The organism is Thermovibrio sp., from assembly GCA_015488335.1.
GTDB lineage: Bacteria > Aquificota > Aquificia > Desulfurobacteriales > Desulfurobacteriaceae > Balnearium.
In genome coordinates this window covers 1-17,092 of record WFNZ01000033.1, presented here as the reverse complement: position 1 = coordinate 17,092, position 17,092 = coordinate 1, and the positions used below count along the sequence as shown (strand labels likewise).

20 protein-coding genes are annotated in these 17,092 nt (G+C 43.6%); 8 read left to right on the top strand and 12 right to left on the bottom strand.

All coding sequences use genetic code 11. The annotated features are described in order from the left end of the window. Nucleotides 1-39: 39 nt before the first annotated feature. Entirely contained in the window at nt 40-1,737 is a 1,698-nt protein-coding gene (locus F8H35_RS04075; RefSeq protein ID WP_472572276.1) for a dynamin family protein, read from the top strand. On the opposite strand, the gene F8H35_RS04070 is transcribed toward F8H35_RS04075, so the two are convergent. Next, complete coding sequence (locus F8H35_RS04070; RefSeq protein WP_472572275.1) at nt 1,734-2,381, bottom strand: N-glycosylase/DNA lyase; 648 nt, start codon at nt 2,379-2,381, stop codon at nt 1,734-1,736. The genes F8H35_RS04075 and F8H35_RS04070 overlap by 4 nt on opposite strands. Next, complete coding sequence (locus F8H35_RS04065; RefSeq protein ID WP_472572274.1) at nt 2,368-2,880, bottom strand: DUF2062 domain-containing protein; 513 nt, start codon at nt 2,878-2,880, stop codon at nt 2,368-2,370. The genes F8H35_RS04070 and F8H35_RS04065 overlap by 14 nt, the downstream gene beginning before the upstream one ends. Nucleotides 2,881-3,023: 143 nt before the next feature. Here F8H35_RS04065 and rpmB point away from each other — a divergent pair, with 143 nt between their 5' ends. The 3 genes from rpmB (at nt 3,024) to F8H35_RS04050 (ending at nt 4,412) form a co-directional block, all read left to right on the top strand. Further along, nucleotides 3,024-3,212: a 50S ribosomal protein L28 gene (gene rpmB / locus F8H35_RS04060; protein ID WP_472572273.1), complete on the top strand. Its 189-nt coding sequence runs from the start codon at nt 3,024-3,026 to the stop codon at nt 3,210-3,212. A gap of 5 nt (nt 3,213-3,217) precedes the next feature. Further along, on the top strand, nt 3,218-3,514 hold the full coding sequence (locus F8H35_RS04055) for a chromate transporter (RefSeq protein WP_472572272.1): 297 nt from the start codon (nt 3,218-3,220) through the stop codon (nt 3,512-3,514). Between the two features lie 67 nt (nt 3,515-3,581). Further along, complete coding sequence (locus tag F8H35_RS04050) at nt 3,582-4,412, top strand: chromate transporter (protein ID WP_472572271.1); 831 nt, start codon at nt 3,582-3,584, stop codon at nt 4,410-4,412. Here F8H35_RS04050 and F8H35_RS04045 read toward each other — a convergent pair. The 8 genes from F8H35_RS04045 to F8H35_RS04010 are packed head-to-tail and all read right to left on the bottom strand — an operon-like array spanning nt 4,372 to nt 9,973. Then, the gene (locus tag F8H35_RS04045; RefSeq protein ID WP_472572270.1) at nt 4,372-4,983 is read right to left on the bottom strand and encodes a redoxin domain-containing protein; all 612 of its coding nucleotides are present in this window, start codon (nt 4,981-4,983) and stop codon (nt 4,372-4,374) included. The two genes, F8H35_RS04050 and F8H35_RS04045, sit on opposite strands and share 41 nt — an antisense overlap. Further along, nucleotides 4,980-5,756 (bottom strand): indole-3-glycerol phosphate synthase TrpC, encoded by a 777-nt coding sequence (gene trpC, locus F8H35_RS04040; RefSeq protein WP_472572269.1) that lies wholly within the window; start codon nt 5,754-5,756, stop codon nt 4,980-4,982. Before trpC ends, F8H35_RS04045 begins: the two co-directional genes overlap by 4 nt. Then, nucleotides 5,731-7,137: a bifunctional UDP-N-acetylglucosamine diphosphorylase/glucosamine-1-phosphate N-acetyltransferase GlmU gene (glmU, locus tag F8H35_RS04035; protein WP_472572268.1), complete on the bottom strand. Its 1,407-nt coding sequence runs from the start codon at nt 7,135-7,137 to the stop codon at nt 5,731-5,733. Before glmU ends, trpC begins: the two co-directional genes overlap by 26 nt. Before the next feature lie 8 nt (nt 7,138-7,145). Beyond that, on the bottom strand, nt 7,146-7,589 hold the full coding sequence (locus tag F8H35_RS04030; RefSeq protein ID WP_472572267.1) for an NUDIX domain-containing protein: 444 nt from the start codon (nt 7,587-7,589) through the stop codon (nt 7,146-7,148). 2 nt (nt 7,590-7,591) lie between these two features. Then, on the bottom strand, nt 7,592-8,479 hold the full coding sequence (locus F8H35_RS04025) for a DUF3108 domain-containing protein (RefSeq protein WP_472572266.1): 888 nt from the start codon (nt 8,477-8,479) through the stop codon (nt 7,592-7,594). Next, complete coding sequence (gene queA, locus F8H35_RS04020; RefSeq protein ID WP_472572265.1) at nt 8,409-9,440, bottom strand: tRNA preQ1(34) S-adenosylmethionine ribosyltransferase-isomerase QueA; 1,032 nt, start codon at nt 9,438-9,440, stop codon at nt 8,409-8,411. Before queA ends, F8H35_RS04025 begins: the two co-directional genes overlap by 71 nt. A 12-nt stretch (nt 9,441-9,452) precedes the next feature. Further along, entirely contained in the window at nt 9,453-9,728 is a 276-nt protein-coding gene (locus F8H35_RS04015; RefSeq protein WP_472572264.1) for a type II toxin-antitoxin system RelE/ParE family toxin, read from the bottom strand. After that, nucleotides 9,725-9,973, bottom strand: a complete 249-nt coding sequence (locus F8H35_RS04010) for a type II toxin-antitoxin system prevent-host-death family antitoxin (RefSeq protein WP_472572263.1) — start codon at nt 9,971-9,973, stop codon at nt 9,725-9,727. The genes F8H35_RS04015 and F8H35_RS04010 overlap by 4 nt, the downstream gene beginning before the upstream one ends. A gap of 121 nt (nt 9,974-10,094) precedes the next feature. Between F8H35_RS04010 and trpE the strand changes: the two genes are divergently transcribed. Next, nucleotides 10,095-11,570 carry an anthranilate synthase component I gene (gene trpE / locus F8H35_RS04005; RefSeq protein WP_472572262.1) on the top strand — a complete coding sequence of 492 codons (1,476 nt, stop codon included), beginning with the start codon at nt 10,095-10,097 and terminating at the stop codon, nt 11,568-11,570. Beyond that, nucleotides 11,567-14,281: a replicative DNA helicase gene (locus tag F8H35_RS04000; RefSeq protein WP_472572261.1), complete on the top strand. Its 2,715-nt coding sequence runs from the start codon at nt 11,567-11,569 to the stop codon at nt 14,279-14,281. Before trpE ends, F8H35_RS04000 begins: the two co-directional genes overlap by 4 nt. On the opposite strand, the gene F8H35_RS03995 is transcribed toward F8H35_RS04000, so the two are convergent. Both F8H35_RS03995 and F8H35_RS03990 read right to left on the bottom strand, forming a co-directional pair. Beyond that, nucleotides 14,247-14,585 carry a DUF4282 domain-containing protein gene (locus F8H35_RS03995; protein ID WP_472572260.1) on the bottom strand — a complete coding sequence of 113 codons (339 nt, stop codon included), beginning with the start codon at nt 14,583-14,585 and terminating at the stop codon, nt 14,247-14,249. The genes F8H35_RS04000 and F8H35_RS03995 overlap by 35 nt on opposite strands. After that, entirely contained in the window at nt 14,572-15,390 is an 819-nt protein-coding gene (locus F8H35_RS03990) for a PD-(D/E)XK nuclease family protein (RefSeq protein WP_472572259.1), read from the bottom strand. Before F8H35_RS03990 ends, F8H35_RS03995 begins: the two co-directional genes overlap by 14 nt. 58 nt (nt 15,391-15,448) lie before the next feature. Between F8H35_RS03990 and F8H35_RS03985 the strand changes: the two genes are divergently transcribed. Next, on the top strand, nt 15,449-16,597 hold the full coding sequence (locus F8H35_RS03985; protein ID WP_472572258.1) for a WYL domain-containing transcriptional factor: 1,149 nt from the start codon (nt 15,449-15,451) through the stop codon (nt 16,595-16,597). Between the two features lie 86 nt (nt 16,598-16,683). Continuing rightward, on the top strand, nt 16,684-17,092 hold a 409-nt coding region (locus tag F8H35_RS03980), incomplete at its 3' end, for an NADAR family protein (RefSeq protein ID WP_472572257.1).

The following is a 17,092-nucleotide window of genomic DNA, read 5'->3' as shown; positions in this document are numbered from 1 at the left end:
GTGATATATCAAATCTTAAAAGCTTAATGGAGGAAATAGATGCAGTATAAAGAATCACTAAATGAAGATCTGTTAAAACTTTTAGATGATATATCAGCTTACAGAGACATTAATAACGATTTCCCTGAAAGAAATTTTGAGAAAGAACTCGCAGAACTTGAAGAATTAGCTCTAAAACTTTTTAAGCTTAAACTGAGCAAATATGAAGGATTCTCCAAAGTAAAAGTAGCAGTAATAGGTAACTTTTCAAGCGGAAAATCATCTTTTATAAACTCTCTATTAGGAGCTGATATATGTCCTGTAAAAGTAAATCCTACAACTTCAGCAGTTACTAAGTTTATATATGGAGATATTGAAGAAATATTTCAAATAGATAAAAATGGCAATAAGAAAAAAATTGATAAAGAACAGTATCTTAATCTCTGTCAACATAACGTTAAGACTATGGAAAAAACCAAAGGTTTCTTTTTTGAATATAGATATCCATCTCCTATTTTAAAGAATATAGAACTTTACGACACTCCAGGGTTTGAGAATAAAGAGAACCCTCAGGATGAGCAGATAACAAGAGAAATAGCTACTAATCAAGCTGACATTATCCTTTTTGTTCAGGATATTCAAAAGGGAACTCTTGAGGAAAGAACTATTAACAAAATTAAAAAAATCAAGGAAACATCTCCTGCTAAGGAGTGGTACCTTATATTTAACAAGGCAGATACAAAACCAAAAAGAGAACTTCAAGAAATAAAAGAAAACTTTGAAAATTCAGAAATAAGGAAGTTTTTTAGTAGTGTTCACTTCTACTCAGCCAAAAAAGTTATTGAAGCTATAAAACTTAGTGATGAGGGAGATTTTGAAGAACTTAAAAAGTGGCTTAAATCTGTAAGAGAAGGAAAATATGAGGTTATCTTAACCAAAAAGTTAGATGATAGCCCAAGTTCCCAAAAAAGAGGACACATTAAGAAAAAAATCAAAAAAAGGCATCTTATTGAGATTTATATACATAAAAATTGTGAATGTAAAAGTTTTAAAGATCTTTTACTAAAAATTCTAAACAGTTCCAAATCTTCAAACAACAAACCTGATTTAGAAAGTCGGGCTTTCAGAATAACTTTTTCAGATCTAAATATTAATCCTGCTTTCTTAGAAGAGAGAGAAAAACTAATATCCATATTTAATAACATCTCTTCCCAGAAAGACAAATTTATCAACGAAGAAATACAAAAACTTACCGAAATCTACAGTAAGAAAAAGAAAGAATTATTAAAGTTAATTGAAAGTAAAACAAATTTAGAACTTCTACGTCCTGAAGTTAGAAATCTTGACAGGATATTAGATGTCTTTAAAGAAGAATTTAAATTTAAAGTCCCTAAGTATGCGGAAAATTCGATTAACATATTTATTAGAATCACGCAGGGAATACTAGCAGATTACTTAGATAACTTCAATATAACAAAGGAAATTAAAAATCAAATCATAAAATCTTATGAAGAAAGTCTCAAGAAATTTATATCCAATCTTGATGAGCAGGGAGATACTATTCCAGCAGAATACAAACAGACTACACTGTCTGCATTCTCAAAAGTAATTTTACTTAACATAGTAGAGAATCTTATTGAACAGAAGAAAAAACAAGCCGAAGCGGAAGTAAATGAAATTAGAGAAAAAATTAAAAAGGTTATGCAAGGTCAACCTGAAAAGCTAACAAAACTTCACAGCAAATCAGCAACAGCTTAGCTTTTTTTCGGCACCCAGACTAAGGCGTCTAAGTGGATGGGTGGGATGCCGAGGCGATCGGAGAGCTCCCGCCATTCCTTAACAGTCGGCAGGAGTTTTTTGAGACGGGAGTCTAAAGGAATCTCTATCTCCTCAAGGCCTTCGGGGTCTTTTCCGAAAACTATCCTGTAGCCGTACATGAACATTTTGGCCGCGAAAACTACGGTTTTGGCGTCTTTTCTCTGGTTGAGGCAAGCAGAGAGCTCCTCAACGAGAATCTTCAGGTTCTTTCCTATTTCCTCAACTGTGCGTTTCTTAAAAAGGCTCTCAACACACTTTTTAACTTTCTCAAACCGCTTCAGTTTTGCATTTAGAAAACGCCTGTTGAACTTTTCTAAAAACTCCGGGAAGGCGTCAACTTCCGGTTTTTCCGAGAAAAACTCTGAGAACTTCTCCCAGTAGTCCTCTCCCTTCATCTGGAGCTGGTATGAGAGAAGGGCATTTATAACTGTTATTTTCAGGAATAGTTCAGGATTTTTTATTTTTTCGTAAAGTCTCTGTAGAGCTTTAAACTGTCTGTCCTGCTCTTCAACTCTTATGGCGTCTTCAACGGTGAGGCCAGAGAGTTTCCGGTAGAGCTCCTCTACCCTACTACTGCCAGACATCTCCCTCTGCTACCTTTTCCCCTTCAGGAAGGTGCTTAACGTAGTCTTTAACTTCTCTGACCTTTTTCTGAAGGAGCTTCTTCATTCCAAAGTAAGAGAGAACGGAAAAGATGGAACCTAAAATAACTCCACCGATAAACATGGGAATGAGTATCTCTTTGCCGGAGTTGAGGAGAGCTCCGAAGGAGCTAAAGTCTATGTGCGGAACGCAGGCGTGTTTTCTGAGAACGAAACAGCCGACATAGTAGTCAAGTATAAGTATGGGAATTGTTGTCCAGGGGTTTGTTACGTGGGTTCCAACTGCGGCGGCTACTTTGTTTGCACGGGTAAAGAGGGCTATCGTTACGGCAGTTATAACCTGAAATCCAATAATGGGAAGAAAGCCGATGAAAACACCTAAAGCAAGCCCTCTTGCCAGCTTGTCGGGGCTTTCGCGGAGCTCCGTCAGCTTCTTCAAGTAAAACCTAAAAGAGAGAGCTTTTTTAAGTTTTTCTCCCATGGTAAATCTTATTCTATATTATCAGAATTTAAACATCAAGAGTTTAGACAACATACTGCTAATATTCAAAAGTCTTTTTCCGGTTGAAACTCCTGTTGTTCAGTGATAAATTTGCCTCTGCAATCTGAAGCAGGAGGTCTGAAATGGCAAAGTGTGCAATATGCGGAAAGACAACAATCTTCGTTAACAACGTGAGTCACTCCCACAGGGTTACAAGCAAGAAGCAGAAGGCTAACCTTCAGAAAGTTAGAGCTATTGTAAACGGAGAGAAGAAGAGAATCTGGGTCTGCACTAAGTGCCTGAAGGCCGGAAAAGTTCAGAAGGCCATATAAGTAAGTTGGAAAAGCGGCGGGGAGCTCCCTCTATTTTTCAGCTCTCCAAGACCTTCCTGATAATGGGGCTAACTGCTTACGGCCCCGTTGTTCTTCAGGAACTAAAACGGCTCATAGTCAACAAAAATTGGCTTTCCCAGAAAGAGTTTGAAGAAGGCCTCGGAATGGTTCAGCTCTACCCGGGGCCTGTTATGTTTAACTTAGCAACCTACGTGGCATATAAAATCAAAGGCTTCTCAGGAGCTCTTACAACAATCTTTTTTATTATTCCCTCATACTTTTTAGTGCTTTTTCTCTCCTGAGATATACTTTAACTACGGCTCTATTCGGTGGATACACCCTCTATTTACCACACTTGATGCAATAGTATTGGGAATAATTCTCCACGTATCTGTTAACTTCTACCAGAAATACGCCAATACCAAAAGCGAAGATGTTATCGCAGGGCTTTCATTCCTCCTTATACTCTATAAATTCAACGCCTTTTTAATAACTGCCATATCTATAATCCTTGGAATAGTTCTATTTAAAGGCAAAGTAGAAGCAAAATATTTAGAAGAAAACGAAAACAAAAAGAAGGAAAATCTGCTGATAGCCTTAACAGTAAGCGGCATCGTTTTCCTTCTGTTAATTCTTTTCGGATTATTCCAGAAGGGCCCACTTGGAGAGCTGACTCTATCAATGACGAAGGTTGGCTCAATTGCCTTCGGGAACGGTATGACAATAATGCCGTTTCTTCAGCAGGAAGCCGTTACAAACCACAGGTGGCTGACCCTGAAAGAGTTTGCCGACGGTATAGCTTTAAGTCAGATTACCCCAGGACCCATCCTGATAACTGCTACATTTATAGGCTACAAGGTAGCGGGGCTGGCCGGAAGTGCTCTGGCAACGGCAGGCATCTTCTATCCCTCTTTCTTTTACACCCTTATAATGACAGAAGTCTACGACAGGATAAAGCACAACAGGTTTGTTATGCCGGCACTTAAGGGTTTACTTTCAGCCTTTACTGGAATGCTGTTCTTCGTAGCGCTCAGCATAGGGAAAGTAAGCCTGACAGGTAAGGAGAACTTTATCTGGGCTGTGGCCTCTTTTATTGCTGTAAGGTACTTCAAGTGGAGCGTTTTAAAAATATTCGTTTTGGGCCTCTTAACTGCAGCCACTATCCTTTTAGCGAAGTCAGTATTCCTGAAAGCTCTTTAGTGATACGGGCCACGCTGGTTCCCTCTATATCCGGGGAGAAAAACCTAATAAAACCGAACCTGTCTATTACAACAACGGAAGGAACTTTTAGGTTTTTCAACCTGTTTTTAAACTGGTAGAAAAGGTAGCTGTCTGCAGTTACAACCACTTTTCTTAAGCCCATTAGTTTTTTAAAAGTGTCTACAGATGAGAAATCTGCATCGTTTACGCTAACAACTATAAAAACGGTCTTCTTATCTCTCTGTCTTTCTAATCGGGAAACGAGCTTTTCTGTAAAAGGAGAGAAGAAAGAGTTAACGAAGAAAATTACAACGTTTTTCCCTTCAAGGTCTCTCTTTGTCAGTTTTCCTCTTTTAGTTGGAACAGAGAAAGAGGGAGCAAGAACTTTCTGAACTTCAACCGAATAGGGCTTCGGTTTTACCTTTGTTCCCTTAAGTTTTGGAACTGGAACGTTGCGGGGCATCTGCCGGTGCCTGGGTAAAGGTTTTTTGGGAAGGAGAATATACCAATCTGCAAGGGCTTCCGGCGAAAGAATGAGAGTTAACATAAGAACGGAGATAAATTTCTTCAAGACAGCCACTCCTTTAAAAGTACTTCCGGGTTTTCACTCCTCATTAAGGTTTCACCTATTAGAAAGGCGTCAACGCCGGCCTCTCTCAGCATGATTAAATCATCTTTTCCTTTTATACCGCTCTCCGAAACTGCAAGTTTTCCTTCAGATTTTATTAACGGAAGAAGTTTTAGTGTTGTTGAGAGGGAAACGGTGAAGGTTTTGAGGTCTCTGTTGTTTACACCGATTATCTCGGCTCCGGCTTTGAGAGCTCTCTCCACCTCCTCCTCTGTATGAGTTTCAACCAGAGGCTCCATTCCAAGCTCTCTTCCAAGGTCTATGAAGTCTTTAAGCTCTGAGTCTGAAAGGATTGTAACTATCAGAAGGTATGAAGAAGCCCCAAGGGCTTTTGCTCCGTATATCTGGAACTCGTCTACTATGAAGTCCTTTCTGAGAACCGGAAGTTTTACGGCCTCTGCAACCTGCCTCAGGTAGAAGGGGGAACCCTGAAAGAACTTCTCGTCTGTAAGAACGGAGATGGCCTTTGCTCCTCCCCTCTCGTAGGCCTTTGCTATCTCCACAGGGTCAAAGTCTTCCCTTATTATCCCTTTAGACGGAGAGGCCTTTTTGACCTCAGCGATGATGTTTATGCCCTCCCCTGAAAGGGCCTCCTTGAGGTTATAGGGAACCTTTAGCCTCTCTGCCTCTTCCCTTAAAACGGAAAGGTTGAACTTCTGCTTTTTCTCGGAGAGCTCTCTCTTCTTGTGCTCAACTATTTTCCTTAGAATGTCCATCGGGCTTCCTCTTTTTCAGCTTCTCTTTTACAGATTCAGCTTTTCCAACGTAGTTTACCTGCTTTGCCCTGGCAATTGCCAGGGTGTTCTCCGGAACGTCTTTTGTAATCACTGAACCAGCGGCAGTTATTGAGTTATCTCCAACCTTTACAGGGGCAACAAAGAGGGTGTTGCTCCCCACAAATACATTTTTACCTATGTCTGTGAACCACTTGTTGAAGCCGTCGTAGTTGCAGGTTATCGTTCCGGCGCCGATGTTTGTGTTCTCTCCTACCCTGCAGTCTCCAAGGTATGTAAGGTGGTTGGCCTTTGCTCCCTTTTCAAGGTGGGCTTTTTTTGTCTCTACGAAGGTTCCGACCTTTGCCCCCTCCTCAAGAACTGTTCCCGGCCTCAGCTTTGCAAAGGGACCTGCAGAGGAGCCGGATTTTAGGAAAGCTCCCCTAATCCAGCAGTGGCTCTTAACAACAGCTCCGTCTTCTATTTCAGAATCTCCAATATCTGAGAAAGGACCGATATAACAGCCCTCTCCTATTTTTGTTTTTCCTCTCAGGTAAACGGGGCCGCAGATTTCTGTATCCTTTCCAACTTTTACTTCAGGCTCTATGTAAACAGAATCGGGGTTGTGGACTGTTATGCCGGAGAGCTGGAGCTCCCTCACAATCCTGTCCCTCAAAACCCTCTCTGCCACAGAGAGCTCGTAGCGGTTGTTTACACCCATAACAGATGAGAAATCTAAAGCCTCAACGGGGACAACAGAGTAGCCCTTTTCCTTGAAAACCTTTAGAACGTCCGGCAGGTAGTACTCGCCCTGGGCGTTATCGTTGTCTATCTCACCAAGGGCTTCAAGGAGCTTTTCAGGGTCAAAGGCGTAAATTCCCGTGTTAACTTCATCTATCTTCTTCTCATCAGGGGTTGCGTCTTTCTCCTCAACGATGTAGAGAACCTCGTTTCCGTCGCGGACGACCCTTCCGTAGCCGGTGGGGTCGGGAGCTCTCGCCGTCAGAACAACCATATCGCCGGGAGTTTCAGAAAGCCTTCTAATATCTTCGCTGTCAACAAGAGGAGTATCGCCGTTTAGAACAACAACTTTTCCACCGTATTTCTCTATGAAAGGAGCTGCGCACTTTACGGCGTGGCCAGTCCCAAGCTGCTCTTCCTGAACGGCAACTTTTACGTCTGGAAACTCACTTTTTAAGAACTCCTCAACAAGCTCTTTTTTATGGCCGACAACAACGATGACCTCCTCAGCTCCAGCCTCCTTTGCAGCCTTTACAACATACCAGAGCATCGGCTTTCCAAGGAGTTTATGGAGAACTTTAGGAAGGTCTGACTTAAACCTCGTTCCTTTTCCTGCCGCCAGAACAACTACCTTAAACCCCATTTTTCCCCCTAAACTTTATTTCTGAAAACAGAATTAGTATCGTTTAAGTAATCTCTTAAAATTTTGGAGTGGTCAAAGACCAGCTTCTCCATTGGAATTTCACCATACTTAAATACCCTGGCCACTTTAGCGTCGTCTGAACCCTTTGGCTCCCCTCTGGCAACGCACTCAAAAACGACAGAGACAGTATGAAACCTCGGGTCTCTGTTTGGGTCTGAGTAAACTCTGAACTGCCTTAAAACGACTACGTCTAAACCTGTTTCTTCTTTCATCTCCCTTATGACGGCCTCTTCAACGGTCTCTCCTACTTCAACAAAACCGCCGGGAAGGGCAAAACCAATGGGCGGGTATTTACGCTCTATAAGAACAATCCCAACAAACTCTCCCTTTTCGTTCTGAACGTTTATGATTCCATCAACGGTTAGATAAGGAGTTTCCGGCTTAAAGGCCATTGCTATCCCCCAAAATCTCCGGTTATGAACTTCTCAAAGAGGCTCTTTTTCCTCTTCTTCTCGTACTCTTTCCTCAGGTCAAACCCTTTCCCCTTGGCATCAACTAAAACGGCACTCACGCTGCCTATGGCAACCTCTGCAACGATTTTAAGGGGAAGGTGTCTCTTATCTGCAGAGAACCAGAATACAACCTTACCTTTCCTGTGGAAAGCTCCCTCTGGAGAGAGGTTGTTTGATGGGACAACCTCAAAAGCCTCAATCTCTCCAAAGAGGGTGTCTATCTTTCTCTTATCAACAACTTTAAAGCTTACATTTTGGAACTTTCCGCCGGCAAAGAGGGGGAAAACCGTCTCTTTTCCAACCTCAAATATCCCGTAACGGCGGAAGAAGTAGACGGCCGTTGCTATGTCTTCAAAGGGAATGAAGGGAATTTTTATGTATTTAATCTGAACTTTTTTGCTGTCTGGATGGATTTTCTCGTATTTAACTACTCTCTTTTTCAGGTCGTAGGTGTAAACCTTTTCCCGTTTGTAGTGTCCCTCGTACTGGAAAAGGTAGGTCTTCTCGGGGCAGAGGGTTTTTTCATTCCAGATTGAGTATCCCTCGTCAGATATCTTCCTGAACCAGGAAGCAACGCCGGCTGTTGATACCTTTCCCCAGAGTTTAAGCCTGTTTTTATCAATTCTTAAAACTTTTGACTTTGAATCGGCAACGTGAAATACAGTCCAGTAGAGGCGGAACTTCATTTCCTCGCCGGCAAAGTCGTAGTCTGAAGGCTTTTTAGATATAACGAGTTTCGGTCTGTAGCCGGCAAAGGAGTTAGTAGATAAACATAGCGTCGCCGTAACTGTAAAAGCGATAACCTTTTTCAACAGCTTCCCTGTAAGCATTCAGAACTCTCTCCTTTCCTGCAAAGGCGCTGACAAGCATTAAAAGTGTTGAACGGGGAAGGTGGAAGTTTGTAATGAGGGCGTCAACGACCTTAAACCGGTAACCTGGGTAGATAAAGAGGTTCGTCCTGCCCTCTCCTGGCTCAACGGTCCCGTCATCTTTTCCTGCACTTTCAAGTGTCCTCACAACTGTAGTTCCAACGGCTACTACTCTACCTCCCCGTTTTCTGGCCTCTTCTATGGCCTCAGCAGTCTCCTCAGGAATAGAATAGGTCTCGTAATCCATTTTGTGGTCTTCAACGTTCTCTACTTTAACGGGCTTAAAGGTTCCTGGGCCAACGTGGAGCGTAACCGGTTTTATTATAATGCCCTTATCCTTTAGTTTCTGAAGGAGTTCCTCAGTAAAGTGCAATCCTGCAGTTGGAGCGGCAACTGCCCCCTCTTTCCTTGCAAAAACTGTCTGGTACTTCTCCCTGTCTTCAGGCCTCTCCTCCCTCTCTATGTAGGGTGGAAGTGGAACGTGGCCGATTTCTGAGAGCTTTTCCATAAATGTTTTATCTCCAGTCAGGTTGAACTTTAAAAGCCTTTTGCCCTCTCCGGAATAGCCGAGGACTTCGGCAGAGAGCTCCCCGTCAAAAATTACCCTCTTTCCCTCTTTCAGCTTCCTTGCAGGCTTTGCCATAACCTCCCAAACATTCGGCTCAACCTGGCGGACGAGGAGAACTTCCACCTTTCCGCCGGTTTCAAGTTTTCCAAAGAGCCTTGCAGGGATTACTTTCGTGTCGTTTATTACAAGTAGATCTCCCGGGTTCAGGTAGTTAACTATGTCTCTGAAAACTCTGTGCTCTATCTCTCCTGTCTTCCTGTTCAGAACCAAGAGCCTTGCGGAGTCCCTCGGCTCAACGGGAAACTTGGCTATAAGCTCTTTTGGAAGGTGGTAGTCAAACTCGCTCACTTTCATGGGAGCTCCCCTTTAGTAGATATCGTGGCTTCCAACGTCAATCAGAACAATTCCCTTTTCAGTCACTGCAAAGGTCAAAATTATTCTGTAGCTCATGGTTATGGAAACGGAGTACTTACCTGAGAGCTTCCCCTTAAGTTTGTGAAGCCTTAGTGAAGGATGGTTTGGATTCAGCTCAAGGAGTTTTAAAACCTTTTTATACCTGTCAATCAGCTCTGGATGTCTCTTTAAAAACCTCTCTTCCCTCTTCAAGTAGCTATCGGTAAAAATCAGCCTGTATTTTGTCAAATTCCAAGCCTCTTAAAGTGCTCCTCGGCAGACTCAACGGTGTATTTCCCCTCTTTCAGGTCTCTTTCGGCCTCCCTTATGGCGTTTTCAAGCTCCAGCTCTTTCAACCTCTCGTAGTCCTCTACCTTAAGAATTACATATTTCTTTTTGCCTCTAACTGTAACGAAAACGTTTTCAAACTTCTCAAGGAGCTTTGAAACGTAGGAAACTCCTCTCCTCTTAAGTTCGTTTGCCGTAATAATCATAAGCTCCTCCAAAAGCACTCTTAACAGTGCTAATATAGTATTCCTGCTGAAAAGAGAGCAAGGAAAATTCCGCCTGCAGGAATATACTTAAAACCTGCAACTAATCTCCGGAGATGAGATTATGGTAAGCCTTGAGAAGGTTAAGGAGCTTTCGGCAGAAGGGTTTAACCTGTTTCCACTCTACACACAGTTTTTAGCAGACCTTGAAACTCCCCTCTCTGCCTTTATGAAGCTGAAAGAACTGGGAGCCAACATGCTCCTTGAGAGCGTTGAGGGTGGAGAGAAGTGGGGAAGGTTCTCTGTAATTGGCCTTGGAAGGCTGATAACCGTTAAGTCTAAAGAGAAGTTCGGAGAAGTTAACAGGCTTGGAAGAATCAGGGTTGAAAGCGTTGAAGACCCTTTAGAGCTCTTAAAGTCTGTATTTAAATCTGTTAAGCCCTACAACCCGGGAAACCTGCCAAAGCTTTGGGGCGGATTCTTCGGATACCTTGCCTACGACGCAGTTAAGTTCTTTGAGCCAAGGGTAAACGTTAACCCAAGCAAAGAAGATTCATACCTCTACGATATGGTCTTCTCTCTGCCCGAAGCACTCCTCATATTTGATAACGTTAACCACCTGATAACGGCAATCTCCTTTGTATTCACAGAGAAAGGAGAAATTGAAAACGAGTATAGAAGGGCTGAAGAGAGGTTAAAGAGGATTGAGGAGCTCCTCAAAACCCCGTCAAAACTACCGGAAGTTAAAGCCGTTAAGTCATCTTCCAACTGGGAAACAAACGTTCCAGACGGCCAGTTTATGGAGATGGTTGAAAAGGCAAAAGAGTACATAAAAGCCGGAGACATCATTCAGGTTGTCCTCTCCCGCCGTTTTGAAAAGCCTTTCTACGTAGACCCTTTAACCCTATACAGGGCCTTAAGGCACGTTAACCCGTCTCCTTACATGTACTACTTAGACTACGAGGACTTTCAGATAGTTGGAGCCTCTCCTGAAGTTTTGGTTCGGGTTGAGAACGGGGTTATTGAAACAAGGCCCATAGCGGGAACCAGAAGGAGGGGAAGAACGCCGGAGGAGGATAAGAGGTTGGAGGAGGAGCTCCTCTCAGACGAGAAGGAGAGGGCAGAACACATAATGCTCGTTGACCTTGCAAGGAACGACGTTGGAAGGGTTGCAGAAACGGGAACCGTTAAAGTTACAGACCTTATGGTTATAGAGAGATACTCCCACGTTATGCACATAGTTTCAAACGTAATAGGAAAGTTGAGGAAGGACAGAGACGCCTTTGACGTTTTAAGGGCGTGCTTTCCTGCCGGGACGGTTTCGGGAGCTCCAAAGGTGCGGGCAATGGAGATAATTGACGAGATGGAGCCCTCTGAGAGGGGAGTTTACGCAGGGGCTGTTGGCTACTTCTCCTTTGACGGGAACATGGATACAGCCATTGCCATCAGAACGGCAATAGTGAGAAGGAACAAGGTCTACGTTCAGGCGGGAGCCGGAATCGTTGCAGACTCAGTTCCAGAGCTTGAGGCGAAAGAGACCCTCAACAAGGCGAGAGCTCTCTTTAAGGCCGTTGAAATGGCAGAGGGAGGATTGGCTTGAGCGAGAAGCTCTTTGACTTAGAAGCTGAATACTCCGTTCTCGGAACTATGATAGTTCAGCCCTCTTTTACATTCAGGGGGGTGGAGCTCCTCACCCCAGAAGACTTCTTCAAAGTTGAACACAGAAACTTCTTCAGATTCATAAGGGACTTAATAGCTGAGGGCTACACGGAGAAACAGCTGAACGAGATTTCCTTTAAAGACGAGCTCCAGAAGAGGGGGCTCCTTGAGAAAGTTGGTGGAGAAGACTACCTCTCAATGCTGGTTGAGTATGCCCTTGAGAGCTACGAAAAGTTTGAATCTGCCTGTAAGGTTGTAAAGGACAAGGCACTTCTGAGGAGAGTTGTTGACCTCGGGAAGAAGATAAACGACTTTGTTGAACAGACACCCGACCCGGATCTACTGATAGAGACGCTGGAAAAGGAGGTTTTCTCCCTCTCTGAAGACCGGATAACAAACTCACTCATCCACGTTGGAGAGGTAATTCCCGGAATCATCGGCCAGATTGAGGAGCTGGCTACCCGCCGGGAAATGGTAACGGGGCTCCCAACGGGTTTCTTCCAGTTAGACCAGATGACATCAGGGCTCCAGCCGTCAGACCTGATAATCCTTGCAGCAAGGCCATCTATGGGTAAAACGGCATTTGCCCTATCTATCGCCTACAACGTTGCAGTGATGGAGGGAAAGACCGTCGCTTTCTTCTCTCTGGAAATGACAAAGGAGCAGCTGATAACAAGGCTTTTAGCACAGGATGCAAAGGTTCCTCTCCACAGGATAAGGAGCGGTTTCTTAAAGCCGCAGGAGATAGAGCTCTTAGTTGAAGCTGCCGACCGAATCTCACAGGCTCCACTCTACATAGACGACACTCCGGGAATTTCCATTCTGGAGATGAGGGCAAAGGCCAGAAGGCTCCAGAGCGAAAGGGGATTAGATCTGATAATCGTTGATTACCTTCAGCTCATGAGGGGAATAAAGAGAACAGAGAGCCGTCAGCAGGAAGTATCTGAAATTTCAAGGTCTTTAAAGGCGCTTGCAAAGGAGCTCAACGTTCCGGTAATTGCACTCTCCCAGCTCTCCCGTCAGGTTGAACACAGGGCAGACAAAAGGCCCCAGCTCTCAGACCTGAGAGAGAGCGGCTGTTTAACCGGCGATACCCTCATAGTAAATGCCGACACCGGCGAAAGAATTCCCATAAAAGAGTTAGTTGGGAAATCATTTAACACGTGGGCACTTGACGTAGATTTAAAAATCAGAAAATTCAGAGTATCTAAAGTCTTCCCAACCGGAGAAAAAGAGGTATTCTTACTAAAAACCAGAACAGGAAGGGAGATAAAAGCCACAGCCAACCACTCATTTTTAACTGTCAACGGCTGGAAAGAGTTAAGGGATTTAAAAGTAGGAGAAAGAATAGCAACGCCAAGGCGTTACCCGGAAATAACAAAACCTGGAAAAACAGACAGAAACGAACTGATACTCCTGGCCCACTTAATAGGAGACGGCTGTGTTTTACCCAGACAACCGATTCACTACACATCCTCTGACCTTGAAAATATAGAAACCGTTAAATCCGCAGCTAAAGTTCTTTTTGGAATAGATGGAAAAGTTGTAAAACAGGAAAACTGGTATCACGTTTACTTGAGCTCTCCTTATAGGTTAACGAGAGGAAAAAGACATCCGATAACAAAACTTTACGAGAAACACGGACTTAAAAGGGTAAGGTCTTACGAGAAGGAGCTCCCAAATACTCTCTTTAGATGCTCTAAAGAAGATATTAAACTCTTCATAAGACACCTCTGGGCTACAGATGGCAGCATCAGTATCTCAGGTAAAAGAGCTTCCATCTACTACTCTTCTTCCAGTCTAAAGCTGATAAAACAACTTCAACATTTGCTTTTAAGGTTGGGAATTCTGACAACGATAAATAAGGCAGAGAAACCGGGCTGCAAAGTAAACTACCAACTAACAGTTATAGATAAACTGAGCCAAGTGGAATTCTTAAAGAACATAGGCTCAGCCGGGGAAAGAGGAAAGAGAGCTAAAGAGGTCCTTTCAGAAATATCAACTATGAAATACAACCCGAACTATGATGTCATACCTAAAGAAGCATGGAACGGTTGTATAGAAATTGCCAGAAAAAGAGCCAAAATGTCCTGGAGGGAACTATCAAAGAGAATTAACACTGCATACTGCGGCTCAACCTTGAAGAAAAGCAACATATCAAGAGAAAGAATGCAGAGACTATTCAAGGCTCTGCAGAGTGAACAGCTATACTATCTGGCAAACTCCGATATCCTCTGGGACGAAATCGTAGAGATAAAGCCAATAGGAAGAGAAAAAGTTTACGATATGACTGTTCCGGAAGTTCACAACTTCGTGGCAAACGACATAATTGCTCACAACAGCCTGGAACAGGATGCTGACATTGTTATGTTTATTCACAGGCCGGAGTTTTACAAGAAGAACCCAGACCCTGAAGAGGAGGGAATTGCAGAGATAATCATTGCGAAGCAGAGGAACGGTCCAACGGGACCTGTTAAGCTGGCGTTCATAAAGGACTTAACCCGTTTTGAGAACCCGGATCCAAACCTTGTTAAGACTGAAACAGCTAAGGAAGAACCTGCAGAGGAGGTTCAGCCGCCCGTCTTTGAGGAGGAGAGCTCCCCGCCGGAAGAGGACTTCACTTTTGGAGACGACGATCTCTTTCAGATTTAAGCTCTTTAAGGGTTTCGGCTATCTCAGTTGTGTTTTCCGCAATCCTGAAAAGGACTATCAGGGTTTCAAGGCTGAGCCTTGAGAAGATAACCCCGCCGAAAAAGAGGAAGATGGAGGCAAAGAAGTAGAGAACAACGTGAATAGGAGAGCGGGTAAGGAGGGAGGCCCCGAAAAGAGCAAGGGAAACCAAAAACCAGAAAATAATGGAGAAAACGTAAAGAACGCTTACAAGCCTTAATGTAATGAAGCTCTTAAATGAGATATCAAAGAGGACGGAAAAGAAACCCTTTTCACTTCTCTCCATTCTCTTCCTCTGCCAACGGACAGACGTGTCTGTACTCACACCACCGGCAGTTGAATTCTGAAGGGTTTGGCCGGAGCTCCCCAAAACTCTTCCCCGCCAGCTCTTCCTCAACGGAGAAGATTTTGGGAATCAGGTTTCTCCTGAAGAGGGAGAGCTCCCTCAGGTTAAAAATCACCCTGTTAACAGTTCCGTAACGAACGTTGTGAACCTCTAAGGCAAACCGCTCAAACTGAGGATACTTAACGCTTGCAAGGAGGGCATACCACCTGAGCTGGGTCTTTATCTTATTGTTGAACTCCCAGCTCTTACTGGTTTTGTGGTCAACTATGTAGAGGGTATTTCCCTTAGAGAAGATAAAGTCCAGCTTTCCCCTCATGAAAACCGAATCGGAACCGTAGCTCACAGGGTTAAAGGAGTCGTCCACTGCAAGCTCAATCTCTGAGGCGACCAGAGAGCTCTCTTCAACCCTCCTCAGCTGGCCGTTCACAAACTTAACGATGTTCGGAAAGAAAGAGGAGATAAGAGAAACGTCGGCTTCAGGCTCCATCTCTTTAAACTGGAGGGCAAAATCTGAAAGGAGCTCCTTCCTTATCGGCTTCCCATCCCTGAAAACGGTATTGAGGGCATTTTCCAGAACGTAGTGAACGCCGCTTCCGAGAATGAGGAAATCCGCCCTCGTTAAAGGTTCAATCTTTTCAACATACCTGAAGAAGAACTCATACTGACACTTCCTCGCTTTCTGGACTTTAGAGAAAGACCAGGGTCTTAAGTGTTCTAAGGAGACAATCTTCTCGTAGCTTATCATCAAAACGCCCTTTAATGGCTAAAATTGGTATGTTTAATATATTAGCACGGAGAGTTTAATGAAAGGGAACGTCTACAAGCTGCCCTACTTCATAGCTGAAGCCCTCATATACCTGATAAGGGAGAACTCTGAAAGGACAACAACGGAAATATTCAAATACGTAAAAGAGAGGCTTTCAGGAAAAGAGCTCCTGAGTAAAAGCGATGAGAGCAACAAGAAAACACTTTTAAAAGCCCTGAGATTTCTCTCAGAAGCAGGACTTATAGAAGAGATAGAGGGAAGTGGAAGACAGCCAACTAAATGGAAGATCTCAGAAAGGGTTTTTAAGGAAAGGAACTTCTACCTCAACGAGGAGGAGATAACCTCTTTCCTCATCTTCTTCAGCTTCATCCCGGAGGAATACAGAAACCTCTTCTTCTTTGAGCCGGTTGTAAGGGTTGCAGAGAGGCTCTCTCAGGAGATTGACCCGGAAAAACTGAAGGTAATAAAGAAAGCCTTTTTCTACGAGCCCCGATTCACAATGAGGTTTGCAGAGGTTGACAGGGAGCTCCTCAAAAGGGCCACAAAGGCGGTAATAAACACAGAGCCCTTATCTGTCATAAAAGACGGCCAGATTAGAAACCTATGGCCTGTAAACCTCTTCTTCTTCAACGGAAACCTCTACTTAGGAGCCCTGAAGCCGATAAAGGAGGGAAACAGGTGGAAGTTTCCATTCAGGTCTTACCTCCTTCACAGCTTGAAGCTTGCTCCCTCTGAACCTGCTGGAATCAAAAAGCCACCGCAACCGGAAATAGAAGAAGCGAGGAGAAACAGGATAGGCTTTTCAGACGAAAACGAGGTTCCATTTATATTCGGAGTGGAGCTCTCCCCCTTTGCAGCAAGGGAGATAAAGAGAGGTGGAAAGGTCTTCACAACCCAGTTCCACTCAATACCCGAAAAGAATACCGTCTACTTAGTCGGCTTCACCCACCCTTCCTTCTACAACGACTTCCTCTCAAAGGAGTTTGTTAAAGTCATTCCGCCAAATGAGGAGATAAAAAGAGTTGCAAAGAGGGAAGACGTCAAGAAATTCCTGAAGGAAAACTACTCCCACCTGAACGCAGACAAGTTCTCCTACAACCTGAAAGAAAACCTAAAACGGTTTGAAGAGTTTAAAAAAGGAGTTCTGCAGATACTTTCACAGAAAAGAGAGGCATTCAACCAATAACAAAAACTTCAAATTTTTAGGAGAAATTTCTTCCCGCTAATCCCTATCTTCACTATTGAACCAAATGTTTTGGAGGTTTTTGAAAGATGAATAAGGTGATCCTGAGGTTCAGTGGGAAGTATTCATTCCTCTCCAATTTCTACCCCTGCGAAGTAGAGTATGAAGGATTGGTGTATCCAAGTGTTGAGAATGCTTACCAGGCTTCAAAAACTGCACCCCACAGGAGGAGGGAGTTCTTAAACATATCACCAAAGGAGGCAAAGAAAAAAGGAAGGAGAGTTCCACTGCTTCAAGGTTGGGAATCAAGGAAAGTTGATGTTATGAGGGAGTTGGTCTGGAAGAAGTTTTCTCAGAATGAGGTGTTGAAGAAAAAGTTGTTGGAAACTGGTGATGCAATCCTGATTGAGGGAACAACCTGGGGAGATGAGTTCTGGGGAGTGAATTTGTGGAAAAAAGATGAGAGCTCCCCGTGGGGTTACAAAGGGAAGAATATGC